A 12,480-nucleotide genomic window follows, 5' to 3' on the forward strand; every position below is an offset into this window, starting at 1 on the left:
CTACTTCATCGCGGATTCAATTTCCATGCGCAAGTTAGTCGGGTCATCGGCATAAACTCCAATATATTTCGCCGTTTTTTCATAGCCTCCAATTCCATGAATTATTTGCAATTCCTTCGCCTCAATGACAAAGGCAGGCAGTTCATCTGTATTTCCTAATACTTTAAAATGAAATATATTTTCATCTTGAACAGTTGCATGAAGTTGCGCAATATTCGTTAAGTCAATTTTTGCTCGTTTCATTAATCCATTGGAAATATATAGTTTACCATCTGCAATTCTTACTGGATTTAGAGCTAATGCACGAAAATCAGCCAGTAAAAATAAAAGTCCATAGACTGATAGAATGGTATGTCCCCAAGCTAAAAATGGCACTCGATCATGAAAAAACCAATGAAATGCGATTGCTTCAAATAAAGCCGCATGAAAAATCATGATTAAAAAAGCGATATACATCGTATTTTTGTATACTGTAAATCCATTTGGCTGTTTTTTCTTCCAACTACAAAATGCGTAATAAAACACAAGAATCTCCGAGCAAAGTATTTTTATAAGTAAGTTGTCTTTAACTTTCTCCGCTACAATTTGAGGAAATGCAAAAATAAGTTGCTCTCGCTCTAATTTGACTGCACGGATAATACTCGGTAAGTATTTTATAAAAACAACTAAAATAGTGAGCTCCAAAATAATCAATGCTACTTCAACTGCAATCGCTGACCACATCATATAACGAAAAGGCTCTATAAATGCTGTTGGAATAACAAGTCTTGCAAATATAATACCCATTGCAACAAAGGCTATAAAATTTTTAATAGACCATTTTCCTTTTTGCAATAGAAGAAGGGCTGGTGCAATTATCGCACAATCTATTAGAGAACCTATAACCATCCCATTTATTTGATCAATTGGAAGAGTATCAATGAATGAAAGCTGATATACGATTAAATTTCCTGTTAAAATAACAAGGGCAATGAGAAGCCACTTGTAATTATAGATTCTTTGTAAAACCATAGTTAGCACCCCTTTTTTAATTTCCTAATATTACTAAATCACTTTCACCTTCATTATAGGGTATTCGTTGCACTTTTTCAGTAATAAAAAAACGCAAAAGCTATTAGTAACTTTTACGTCAAATATCTCTTTATTTTATTGCAGATTAACCCTTTATCAAAATCCCCTTCATTACTTCACGATTGCGCTTTTCGAACATTTCATTATGTGAGGAAACCTTTGCATATTGATCTGCAGTCGGTTCTAAACTGACTTTTATAGAATTAATCGCATTGACCGCATCCTGGAAAGCACCTGTTATTAAATACACTTTATTCTCATATTTAGAAATATCACCGACCGCATAAATTCCGTCAACGGATGTCAGTCCTTTACCATCCGTCACATAATAATAATTATAGTCAGTATCTTTTTCTGGAGCCAAGCTTGTATCAAATGAAAAAGAATGGTCACGATCATAGCCGTGATTAACAAGTACGTCATCTACTACGATTTTAGAAAGTTCATTTGTTTTAACGTTTTCCAAAACAACTTCTTCAATTTTTGTCTTGGCGTCATTTGCTACGAGCGTTTTAATTTGTGTATTCGTAATAATCGGGACACCATTTTCCTGCAAATAACGAATTTGCGCTTCATGGGCTGACAACTTATCTCCTCGGTAAATGACCATCATCTGCTTTGCAATACCGATTAAATCCTTTGCCCAGTCTATTGCGGAGTTGCCACCGCCTGAAATTAGGAGCGACTTATCTTTAAAGCTTTGAATGCCTCGAATCGTATAATGTAAATTCGACACCTCATATTTCTCTGCTCCTTCAATATGCAATTTGATTGGACTTATGATGCCGCCACCTACTGCTACAATCACTTTCTTCGTATAATGCTTTTCCCCTGTATTCGTTTCAATAACAAATAGATTGTCCTTTTTTGTTATGAATTCGACTTTCGTATTAAGGCATACAGTCGGCTTAAATGTTAGTCCTTGTTCGATTAAATTTTCAATTACTTTTTGAGCAGGTGTCGCAGGTAAGCCGCCAATGTCCCAAATAATCTTTTCCGGATATACATGCAGCTTTCCACCTAACGTCGGTTGAAATTCGATGATCTTCGTTTTTAATTCCCTTAATCCTGCATAGAACGCACTATATAATCCACTTGGTCCTCCACCGATAATCGTTACATCATAAATATCGTTCATTCGAAACACTCCATTCTTTTTCATTTCTAAAAAGTTAGCTTAAATTACTAATCATTTCGCCTTGGCTTAGTTGCTTCCGGATTGTGTAAAAAGTTAAACGAGCATTTCGGATTTCGCATGATGTCTCCCGATTGGTACAACGGATGGGGAATTCGAAACTGGATCTTGTGTAACGATACAATTCAAGTCGAAAATACTTTTTATTAATTCACTTGTAATAACTTGAGAAGGGATTCCTTCTGAAATGAGCTTACCTTCATGTAATGCAAAAATATGGTCTGCATAACGTGCTGATAAATTAATATCATGCAGGACCATTACAATCGTAGTGCCACGCTTACGATTCAAATCTGTCAGCAAATCCAAAATTTCTACTTGATACGTAATGTCTAAATACGTTGTCGGTTCATCTAAAAACAAAATATCAGTTTGCTGTGCAAGTGCCATGGCGATCCATACACGTTGTCTTTGACCACCAGAAAGCTCATCAATATGACTATCGGCAAATTCGGTAATATTCATTATTTCCATCGCTTCCGCCACTGCTTCATAGTCTGCAGTTGACCAACCCTTTAAGAAACTATGATGCGGGAATCGCCCCCGCCCTACTAAATCAGCTACCGTAATTCCTTCAGGTACGACCGGTGACTGTGGCAACAGACCTAAAACACGTGCAAGCTGCTTAGGAGGGATTTTGTTTATCGATTGCTCATCCAGCATAACTTGACCGGAAATCGGCTTTATTAATCGCGCCATCGTTTTTAAAAGTGTTGATTTCCCACAACCATTCGCACCGATAATTATGCTGATTTTGTTGCTTGGAATCGCTAGACTTATACCGTGTAAAATCGTTTTGTTGTCATAGCCGGCAACAAGATTTTGCGTTTGGAATGAATGCATTGTTTTCATCATAAATCTCCCTTTCGATTAATACGGATTAATAAATAGATTAAGTACGGTGCACCGAGAATCCCTGTTATGACTCCAACCGGATAACGTGTTTCAAAAGCAAACTGACCAATAAGATCTGCTGCCAATACTAAAATAACACCAATTAAACCAGCCGGAATGAGTGCTGAAAATCCAACACCTACAATTTTCTTTGCAATCGGGCCTGCTAAAAAGGAAACAAATGCAATCGGACCAGTAGCAGCAGTAGCTAATGCAATCATGAGAACAGATGTAATAATAAGGATAAGTCTCGTTTTGTTCGTATTGACCCCTAAAGACGTAGCTGCCTGTTCGCCTAGCTCGAGCATTTCCAAGCGTTTTGCAAAATACATTAAAATCGGTGTACAAATACACACTATTAAAATTAATGGATATAAATTAATCAATTTGGCTCCATTTAAACTCCCGCTCAGCCACCTCATAGCTGCCGGAATATCATGTGTATTTCCGATTAACATTAAATAATTGATAAAGGCCGTAAGCATCGCCTGAATACCGATACCGATTAGAATAAGTCGACCAATCGAAAAGGAAGAACCCTTTGCCAGCAGATAGATAAAGATAGCTGTTGCAAGCCCTCCTATTACAGCTGCAATGGATACAACGGTGTTGCTTGTACTCAGTACAATGATACAAAAAACAGCTGCGGCACTTGAACCTGTTGTAATCCCAATCACATTTGGGTTTGCTAGCGGGTTACGCAGCATCGTTTGGAAAATATAGCCCCCTACACCAAATGCAAAGCCTGCAAATAAGCCTGCCACCATTCGCGGGAAACGAATCGTATTTACCGCAAAAGAAGCCCCTTTCACCTGTTCACCTAATAATACCTTTACGACATCCTGGACTGGATAAATGGTATTGCCTAGCATGAGCATTAAACCGCAAAGTACTAACGATATAATAGCCAGTATAGAAGTCATCATCATAAAGCGACGTTTTCTTTTTAGTCTTAATGTCTTAATCATATTCATCGTTTCATTCATCATATTGCACGCATTTTCGCTTTCATCGTAATTAATATTAAAATTGGCGCCCCTATAAAGGCAGTCACAATTCCAACTTCGAGTTCACTCGGACTGCCAAGAAGCCTGCCGACCACATCGGATATCGTTAAAATAATTGCCCCTGACAAAGCCGACATCGGAATAATATAACGTAAATCAGGACCGATCACGAGACGTACGATATGTGTAGCTAATAAACCAATAAAGCCGATTGGACCTGCCAAAGCCGTAGCAGCCCCACATAATAATACGCCACCTAATGCCGCTACTATTCTTACTGTAACTGTACGTACACCCAACCCTGTGGCCACGTCATCACCTAATGCCAATGCATTGAGTGCAGGCGCTGTAAACAGTGCAATGAATATTCCTACTACAATAAATGGAATAAATAATGTGATTGTATCCCAGCTGCCGGAACCGACACTTCCGACTTGCCAAAACCGAAACTGATCCATAACATTCGTCCGTGGAATCATAATTGCAACAACTAATGAGGACAAAATTGCGCTCGTTGCTGCACCTGCTAATACAAGCTTTAATGGTGTTGCGCCACCTCTGCCCATTGAACCGATTCCAAATACAAAAATAGCGGTAATAAACGCTCCCGCTATTGCAAGCCAAATATATTGATTTGCTGAGCTAATGTTTAAAAAGGCGATGCCACAAACGACAAAAAGGGATGCCCCTGTGTTTACCCCTAAAATACTCGGATCCGCAATCGGGTTTCGTGTAACCGATTGCATAAGTGCACCAGAAACACCTAATGCAGCACCACATAATAAACAAAAAATGGTTCTGACAATACGCTGTCTTACTACATTAGCTTCATGTGACTGAACTTCTGAATGGAATAATCCATTCAGAAGATCTGTCCAACTAATCATCCGAGAACCAAATACTAATGACGCGAGTATGCATAGGCCGAGTAAAATAATTAAAAGCACTAAAACTTTTATAAAATTACGCGGCATCATAAATTGTTTCTTTTCTATAACGGATGAACTTTTCATATTACTTCAACTTTTTTGCAACTTCCGAAATTAGTGATACGTATTCATCAATTGTGTATTGAATGGATAATGGATTCGGGTTTCCTGCTGCAGCAAGTGGAGTATTGTCAGGAATAATTAACACCGCACCATTTTTAATTGCAGGAACTTTCCCTAAAATCGGATCTCCCTGAAGTGCTTTTAATGTGAAGGCATCGCCATATGCAATTAGAATTTCAGCATCATTTAAAGCATCCGCATTTTCTGCACTTAACTCAATGTAGAAGTTGCTTTCATCCTGAACTTGGGCTTTAATGCTTTCTGGAAATTCCATACCTAACTCTTCCAGTAATTCTCCGCGTGGATCAGCTGGTGTATAAATATAGAACTTTGATAAATCTGTCGCGTTAAACATACCGAATGCCGCTTTTTTCCCTTTAATTTCAGGGAACTCGTTTGCTTTATCTTGAATTAATTTTTCTGTGTCCGTGATTAATTGCTTTCCTTCTTCTTCCATACCCATACCTTTTGCGTTGTATAGGATTTGGTCACGCCATGTAATAACCCAAGGAGTTGCCGGGTATGCAACGACTGGAGCAATCTCGCTTAACGTATCGTACTCTTCTTTTGTAAGTCCTGAGTATGCTGCTAAAATAACATCCGGATTTGAATCTGAAATTGCTTCAAAATCCAGGCCATCTGTATCTTGGTAAATGTTCGGGTTCTCTTCACCAAGCGCTTTTAACTTTTCTACTGTCCATGGAAGCATACCGCTTTCATCTTGAACACCGTAGTTAGCTGCTGAGAAACCTACTGGTACTACACCTAGAGCAAGTGCCACATCATGGTTTGCCCATGCAACCGTTGCTACACGCTCCGGCTTTTCTTCAATCACCGTTTCGCCTAGTGCATGTTTAATCACAATTGGATACTCAGTTGCGGAATTTTCTGAATTTGTAGCTTGAGAATTTGTTTCTTCTGTTTTATTTTCTTCTGTGCCCGTTTCTTTATCTGCACAACCTGCAACTACTAGTAACCCGATAGCTACAAGTAGCATTGTCAAAAAAGAATTAAACTTTTTTGTAATCATTTTCATAACGCCCCTTAATTTTCAATTGATAACAATTATCATTATCGATAAGGAAAATAATACATGTAAATGATAATCATTGTCAACAGAAATTAATACTTAAAGTCTATTTCCTGCTTAATAATTATATATAAATAATAAAAACGATTTCGCTTACAGTAGCAAAATCGTTTTTATTTCCCTGCGGACACGGTATAAAGTTGGTCTTTCGTTTGCTCAGATAATGGAATGTGCAGTTGTTCTAAGTAATCGATTATAATTGGAATATAATAACGAACAGCCTTATTCATAAATTTATCTTTCCGGTATATAATAGCTGCTTCCCGCTTTAATCCTTCATTAGTAATCGGACGTGCCATTAATTTTTCGTTGTCTTGCATTTGAAAGAGTGACTTTGCAATGATTGTACCGCCCATCCCCCTACTTACAAAATTAAAAATCGTATTAATACTGGAAGTCTCAAAAACAGTATTTAATGAGATATGCTCTTGTTTTATAATGCCATCCAAAATTTTTCGACACAGATGCAAATTTGAGAATAATATTAATGGTACATCCATTAATTGTGAGAGGCTCAGCTCCTCTTCGGCCATTAATGGATGTTCGCGATCTGCAACGAACAAAAATTCTTCAATGTACAATGGAATTTCGATAAATTGGTCTTCTGCTGAAGGGAGATAGTTTTGAGAAAATGAAAAAGCGAAGTCAATTTGATTGTCCCTTAGCAGTGAATATAAATCGTCCGAACTAAGTACAGATAATTTTATTTGAGGATATTCAAATGAGTATTGAATTAAGCTTTCCGATACAATATTCGTTAGCTCTCCAGGCAATGCACCAATCTTTAATGTCCCTCGCTCCAGCAATTCCAGTTCATTAATCTGAAGTTTTGCATTATCAATTGAATTAAAAATGAATGCGCTTTGGTTAAATAATATTTCCCCTGCCTCCGTAAGAGATATCTTCTTTCCAATACGGTCAAACAACAAAGCCCCCACTTCATTCTCCAAAACTTTTATTTGATGGCTTAGCGTTGGCTGTGAAATATGAAGCTTCTCTGCCGCCCTCGTAAAATGAAGTTCTTTACAAAGCATCATAAAATATTCTAATTGCCTAAACTCCATCTCGACCCCTCATTTTCAGTTTATTTCGTCTATTAATATTGTACTTGTTTTTAAGGGGGTTTTAAACTTTCTTTTAGAAATCAAAATAAAATGACTATATTTTCTCCTTCGCGCTTTATTTCTCTTTAAATTGACGTTAACGTAAATGATATACTTTTGCCAATGGGGGTGTCTTCCGTGAAGTCGATTAAAGTAATTGCCAAAGAATATGCACTTACAACGAGAACTTTACGCTACTATGAAGAACTGGGTATTTTGAAACCAACACGACGTGATAACGGGATGCGCCATTATTCTAAACGGGAGGAGGCAAAAATTAAGCTCATCGTTAGAGGAAAAAAGTACGGTTTTTCCATGGAAGAAATTAAGGAAATGATTTTACTTTTTAATCTTGATCGTACTGGAGTGAAACAGCTGGAACGGACAATTGAATACGGGCAGCAAAAGTTAAAAGAAATAGATGAAAAGATTCAAGAGTTGTATGAAATCCGTCAAGATATTGAAAAGACGGAAGCTATTTTTCGTGAAAAACTAACTCAATTATTGGAGGAACAATCATGAATATTTCAAATTTATTAGCTCGTCATGCAAGAAAATATCCAAATAAGGTGGCTGTAATAAGTTTAGGACAGGAAACTACGTATAAACAATTGGACGAACAAGTGAACAATACGGCTAAAGCCTTACGTTCAAATGGTATAGAAAAGGGCGATAAAGTCGGGATTTTCATGCCCAATTTAAAAGAGTTCGTCGTTCTTTACTTTGCAATTCAACGTGTTGGTGGAGTTGTTGTACCGATTAATGCCAAATTTGTTGCGCGGGAAATCGAATATGTATTGAACCATAGCGATGCAAAGGCAATCTTTGCACATGAGCTTATTTTTGAACAAGCTTCCACAATTTCATTTAATGGCTTAAAAGTTAAAACAGGCGGTTCATCACTTCATTGGCAAAGCTTTGAGCAATTTCAACAGTCTGGGAATTATGAAGCTGTTGTGTGCGATTTACTTGAAGATGATGAATCTACTTTACTGTATACATCAGGAACAACAGGCAATCCAAAAGGGGTCCTGCTGACAAATCGTAATGTGCTTGCTGTATCACATATGATTGCTATTGAAATGGAAGTAAAGCCTGAAAGCCGTTTACTCATTATGATGCCGTTAACACATTCTGCACCATTAAATCTATTTTTAGTAACTTCTATATTAGTAGGTGCAACTGCTGTATTAACACCAACCTTTACACCAGATTTATTGATAGACACCGTGCAAACATACAAAACGACACATTTCTTCGGCGCACCTGTTGCTTATCTGTTAACGGCGAGCTCACCTCGCATTGAAAGTGCAGACCTTTCATCAATGGAATGGTGGGTATATGGCGGTGCACCACTATCTGAAAAAGAAGTCCTATATATTCAAAAGCAGTTTAATACGGATAATTTAGTATGTGTTTATGGTTTAACAGAAGCAGGTCCAAGTGGTTCAATCTTACATGCAGCTGATCATCCACAAAAAGCCGGCAGCATTGGGAAGCGTGCACCATTTGGAACAGAGCTACGTGTAATCAATCAAATAAATGAAGATGTTACACCAGGTGAAATTGGCGAAATTATTTTATACGGTGAAGGTAATATGAAAGAATACTATAAAAATCCAGAGGAAACGGAAAATATACTCGTTGATGGCTGGGTGCGTTCAGGTGACTTAGCTTGTATAGATGAGGAAGGCTATATTTACATTGTCGACCGTAAAAAGGATGTTATTATTTCCGGCGGCGTTAATATTTATCCGAAAGAAATTGAAGATCAAATGCTTCAGCATGTGGATATTTTTGAAGTAGCGGTATTTGGTGTTCCCCATCCAGAATGGGGTGAAACGGTGAAAACTGTATATTCTGCAAAAGCCCCTGTTTCTGAACAAGATATTAAAGAGTTCCTTAGCGGGAAACTATCTTCATATAAAGTACCGAAAATTTTTGAGCAAGTGGAAGCACTTCCTCGCAATGCATCCGGAAAAATATTAAAGCAACAGCTACGAGGTGAAGCAAATGCCAGTACAAGTTTTAGCAAATAAACTAGAGAAAAATAATAACTTTTATAAAGCAGACAAAACATTGCAGCAACTGTTACAGCAAAAGCTCGCTCCTAAATTTTATAAGTATGCAAATGAGCAGCTCACAGCATTCGGAGCGCTTTGTGCAGGACCAATCGATGCACGTGCAAAAGTGACAGATCGAGAAGGCGAGCCTAAGTTACGCCGATATAATGCATACGGTGATGAAGTAAGCGAAGTCATTGTTAATGAAGGTTACAAGCAAACTGTTGCAGAAACATACGCGACTGGCATTGTCGGCTATGTTCATAAAGATATTCCTGAATTAGGACATAGAGGTAATTATGTATATAGCTTCGCACAGGGGTATTTACTATCGCAAACAGAACCCGGCTTTTATTGCCCTGTAACATTATCAATGGCAACCGCTTATTTATTTGAACATTATGCTTCCGATGAATTAAAACAAAAGTTTATGCCTCACATTTGTGCGACAGGTGATACGGAATTATTCGAAGGGGCAACATTTTTAACGGAACGTCAAGGCGGGTCAGATGTCGGTGCAAATATTGTTGAAGCACGGTTTGAACAAGGTGAATGGCGTTTACATGGAGAAAAATATTTTGCTTCGAATGCCGGTATGTGCGGCGTTGCAATGGTACTTGCACGTCAAACGAACAATACACAAGCCGGTTCTAAAGGGTTAACTTTATTTGCCGTTCCTTGGCATGATGAAGAAGGCAAGCTCAATCAGATTACTATTCGACGCTTAAAAGATAAACTTGGCGTAAAGGCAGTACCTTCCGGGGAAGTTGAATTTAACGGGGCAAAAGCATATGTTGTGGGAGACGCATCTAAAGGTATCTACTACATGCTGGAGGCGCTTAATCTATCTAGAATTTGTAATGCAGCCGCTTCTGTTGGCATTATGAAACGCGCATTGGATGAAGCGATTCACTATACAAACGGACGTATTGCCTTTGGTCAGACGGTTGCTGAATTTCCAATGGTGAAACATTCTTTAGGGGCATTACACGCAAAGTGGCACGCCTCTTTAGTAGCGTTATTCGATTTAATATCTCGTTATGATAAGGTGGTAAATTCCAAAGCATCAGAGGATGAACAACAAATCGTCCGACTTTTAATAGCGTTGGTGAAAAAGGAAACAGCAGAGTGGGCAATTGAATTTACTCATGAAGCAATTGAGCTCCATGGTGGCAACGGTTATATTGAGGACTTTGTGCTCCCTCGCTTACTTCGCGATGCCCAAGTATTAACGGTGTGGGAAGGCACAGCAAATATTTTAGCACATGAGCTAATCCGTCTCGTCCAAAAAAATGCCCATTCTGCTCTGCTGAAGGAATTACAGCAAACGGACCATCCATATTTACAACAGCTTGCATCTGCACTCGAAAAACGTTTCGAAACATTCGTCACGCTTAATCAAGCAAAACAAACACTTGAAGCTAAACCACTTATGCAACAGCTAGCTCGTCTATATGAGGCCGTCATATCAGTACAACATGGCAAAGTTACAGGAGAACGTGAGCGCGTGCTTGCAGAAATTTATATTGAAGAGCAATTTGACCAGAGACCATTTGGTGAAATACCGTTAGCAGTTAAGGAGTTTACATTATTGTAGAGTCGTCAAGTATAAAAAAATTTTTAAAAAAATTGCCTACCATCCCCCTATTAATGAATGTAGAAAGCATTCAATTGATTTAGGAATGATAGGCTTTTTAAGATTTGGGTAATGAAGTTTTAACTCTTAGTGGTGAAAATAAACTCGAATAGTTTTTCACCAAATAATTTCTGACTTTCAGTTCTGTCATAATAAATTTCCTGAAGGGATACACCGTCTTCTTTTGCTGATTCATCAATTTGATTTCTTTGACATTTATAAAACTTGTTGACGGGGGAAGACGTTTTGCAAACATCCAATACGGTTTATTATTTAAAGAAAGTTCGAATCAATTATACAAGTTTCACACGAATATATAGTTGCTTACCGATTAGTGCCAAATCTGATTGTTCTATCTCATCAATCTCTAGCGTAGACTCATTCAATAGTTGGTAATCTTCAGCATGTCCTGCCCAAAAGCGGATTAAATCGACGTTTTGATCTGGCGTGATATGCTCTTTTATATATTTTTGCAGAGACTCTAGAAATAAATCATTCCATCTACCTTCAACGGAATAAATAAAAGCTTTATCACTATAATCTTCTAAATCATATGGCGGGTTCAACCATTTAGATATACGTAGCTTCTCCATTGCCTTTTCATCCGGTGTATTTAAAATTTCCACATCATCATCAAATGAATGCCATGGTTGTTCCGGGAATCCTTCACTTAATGGATACAGCTTTTTCATTTCCCGCACTGTTGTTAAGCAAAATCCTCTAAAATCAACCTCATGTAATTCCTCATCCGATACTAACGCTGTATATTGTGTCATCATTTACTTCCTCTCTTATCCAAAAAGGTCTCACCGACTGGAATAGTTTTGTTTTCCCATTGTCCATCATCATTTTCCCAGCTAACCTCTAACATAAATTCATTAAAAATAGCCTGTAATTGCTCATCTGTAAAATCCTTTACGTAAAAAACTAAGCGGTCTGTATTACGTTCAAAACTTCCATTTCTATAATTGGTTGTTCTCCCATCACCATTCATAAATTTGAGTCCGTCCTCATATTTAACTTGCTCCATTAAATTACCGAAACCGTTTTTATACTGAACGGTTAGATTATCAAATTTTTTGCCATTCCGTACGCGATAATCAAATACAATCGTTGCATAATTTTGTTTTATTTCTTCTTCTGTAAAATTACTCGTTTTTGCTCTTAACAACTGGAACTCCTCATCATTTACATCCTGTAATTCAAATAGCAATTCATCATCCAATGTCAGCTCTTTTTGGGAGCACCCAACAATGAGCACAAACAATAGCGCTAACAATATTTTTTTCATAAGTCACCTCTAACTTTCTATAGTAAGCACTGAGCTCAGCAAATTTTGACCGCACTTGATACAAGTGCGGTCAATTTA

Annotated in this window: 12 protein-coding genes; 3 read left to right on the top strand and 9 right to left on the bottom strand. The window is 37.7% G+C overall.

What is annotated here, in order from left to right; genetic code table 11:
- The 7 genes from MKY13_RS15410 to MKY13_RS15440 form a co-directional block, all read right to left on the bottom strand.
- Complete coding sequence (locus MKY13_RS15410; protein WP_339213666.1) at window positions 1-1,011, bottom strand: hypothetical protein; 1,011 nt, start codon at window positions 1,009-1,011, stop codon at window positions 1-3.
- 145 nt (window positions 1,012-1,156) lie between these two features.
- The gene (locus MKY13_RS15415; RefSeq protein ID WP_339213668.1) at window positions 1,157-2,209 is read right to left on the bottom strand and encodes an NAD(P)/FAD-dependent oxidoreductase; all 1,053 of its coding nucleotides are present in this window, start codon (window positions 2,207-2,209) and stop codon (window positions 1,157-1,159) included.
- A 93-nt stretch (window positions 2,210-2,302) separates the two neighbouring features.
- Window positions 2,303-3,118 carry an ABC transporter ATP-binding protein gene (locus MKY13_RS15420; RefSeq protein ID WP_191699790.1) on the bottom strand — a complete coding sequence of 272 codons (816 nt, stop codon included), beginning with the start codon at window positions 3,116-3,118 and terminating at the stop codon, window positions 2,303-2,305.
- The gene (locus MKY13_RS15425; protein ID WP_339213670.1) at window positions 3,118-4,149 is read right to left on the bottom strand and encodes an iron chelate uptake ABC transporter family permease subunit; all 1,032 of its coding nucleotides are present in this window, start codon (window positions 4,147-4,149) and stop codon (window positions 3,118-3,120) included. The genes MKY13_RS15420 and MKY13_RS15425 overlap by 1 nt, the downstream gene beginning before the upstream one ends.
- Window positions 4,146-5,180 (bottom strand): iron ABC transporter permease, encoded by a 1,035-nt coding sequence (locus MKY13_RS15430; RefSeq protein ID WP_191699788.1) that lies wholly within the window; start codon window positions 5,178-5,180, stop codon window positions 4,146-4,148. The genes MKY13_RS15425 and MKY13_RS15430 overlap by 4 nt, the downstream gene beginning before the upstream one ends.
- 1 nt (window position 5,181) lies before the next feature.
- Window positions 5,182-6,249 carry an iron-siderophore ABC transporter substrate-binding protein gene (locus MKY13_RS15435; protein ID WP_191699787.1) on the bottom strand — a complete coding sequence of 356 codons (1,068 nt, stop codon included), beginning with the start codon at window positions 6,247-6,249 and terminating at the stop codon, window positions 5,182-5,184.
- Between the two features lie 173 nt (window positions 6,250-6,422).
- Complete coding sequence (locus MKY13_RS15440) at window positions 6,423-7,373, bottom strand: LysR family transcriptional regulator (RefSeq protein ID WP_191699786.1); 951 nt, start codon at window positions 7,371-7,373, stop codon at window positions 6,423-6,425.
- A 177-nt stretch (window positions 7,374-7,550) separates the two neighbouring features.
- On the opposite strand from MKY13_RS15440, the gene MKY13_RS15445 reads away from it, so the two are divergent.
- Genes MKY13_RS15445 through MKY13_RS15455 form a run of 3 tightly spaced genes read left to right on the top strand, consistent with a single transcriptional unit; the run spans window position 7,551 to window position 11,072 of the window.
- Complete coding sequence (locus MKY13_RS15445; protein ID WP_191699785.1) at window positions 7,551-7,934, top strand: MerR family transcriptional regulator; 384 nt, start codon at window positions 7,551-7,553, stop codon at window positions 7,932-7,934.
- On the top strand, window positions 7,931-9,451 hold the full coding sequence (locus tag MKY13_RS15450) for an AMP-binding protein (protein ID WP_339213674.1): 1,521 nt from the start codon (window positions 7,931-7,933) through the stop codon (window positions 9,449-9,451). Before MKY13_RS15445 ends, MKY13_RS15450 begins: the two co-directional genes overlap by 4 nt.
- A complete protein-coding gene (locus tag MKY13_RS15455; RefSeq protein WP_339213676.1) occupies window positions 9,426-11,072 on the top strand; it encodes an acyl-CoA dehydrogenase family protein in 1,647 nt (548 codons plus the stop codon). The genes MKY13_RS15450 and MKY13_RS15455 overlap by 26 nt, the downstream gene beginning before the upstream one ends.
- A gap of 332 nt (window positions 11,073-11,404) precedes the next feature.
- Here MKY13_RS15455 and MKY13_RS15460 read toward each other — a convergent pair whose 3' ends face one another.
- Together MKY13_RS15460 and MKY13_RS15465 are read right to left on the bottom strand one after the other, a co-directional pair.
- A complete protein-coding gene (locus MKY13_RS15460; protein ID WP_339213678.1) occupies window positions 11,405-11,890 on the bottom strand; it encodes a hypothetical protein in 486 nt (161 codons plus the stop codon).
- On the bottom strand, window positions 11,887-12,402 hold the full coding sequence (locus MKY13_RS15465) for a hypothetical protein (RefSeq protein ID WP_339213680.1): 516 nt from the start codon (window positions 12,400-12,402) through the stop codon (window positions 11,887-11,889). The genes MKY13_RS15460 and MKY13_RS15465 overlap by 4 nt, the downstream gene beginning before the upstream one ends.
- Window positions 12,403-12,480: the final 78 nt, after the last annotated feature.

Origin of the sequence: Solibacillus sp. FSL W8-0372, from assembly GCF_037969735.1 — a bacterium.
Classification (GTDB): Bacteria; Bacillota; Bacilli; order Bacillales_A; family Planococcaceae; genus Solibacillus; species Solibacillus faecavium.

Excerpts from the sequence above, each read along its gene's own strand:
- MKY13_RS15410 (WP_339213666.1), bottom strand. The coding sequence starts at position 1,011 with ATGGTTTTACAAAGAATCTATAATTACAAGTGGCTTCTCATTGCCCTT.
- MKY13_RS15415 (WP_339213668.1), bottom strand. The coding sequence starts at position 2,209 with ATGAACGATATTTATGATGTAACGATTATCGGTGGAGGACCAAGTGGA.
- MKY13_RS15420 (WP_191699790.1), bottom strand. The coding sequence starts at position 3,118 with ATGAAAACAATGCATTCATTCCAAACGCAAAATCTTGTTGCCGGCTAT.
- MKY13_RS15425 (WP_339213670.1), bottom strand. The coding sequence starts at position 4,149 with ATGATGAATGAAACGATGAATATGATTAAGACATTAAGACTAAAAAGA.
- MKY13_RS15430 (WP_191699788.1), bottom strand. The coding sequence starts at position 5,180 with ATGAAAAGTTCATCCGTTATAGAAAAGAAACAATTTATGATGCCGCGT.
- MKY13_RS15435 (WP_191699787.1), bottom strand. The coding sequence starts at position 6,249 with ATGATTACAAAAAAGTTTAATTCTTTTTTGACAATGCTACTTGTAGCT.
- MKY13_RS15440 (WP_191699786.1), bottom strand. The coding sequence starts at position 7,373 with ATGGAGTTTAGGCAATTAGAATATTTTATGATGCTTTGTAAAGAACTT.
- MKY13_RS15450 (WP_339213674.1), top strand. The coding sequence starts at position 7,931 with ATGAATATTTCAAATTTATTAGCTCGTCATGCAAGAAAATATCCAAAT.
- MKY13_RS15455 (WP_339213676.1), top strand. The coding sequence starts at position 9,426 with ATGCCAGTACAAGTTTTAGCAAATAAACTAGAGAAAAATAATAACTTT.
- MKY13_RS15460 (WP_339213678.1), bottom strand. The coding sequence starts at position 11,890 with ATGATGACACAATATACAGCGTTAGTATCGGATGAGGAATTACATGAG.
- MKY13_RS15465 (WP_339213680.1), bottom strand. The coding sequence starts at position 12,402 with ATGAAAAAAATATTGTTAGCGCTATTGTTTGTGCTCATTGTTGGGTGC.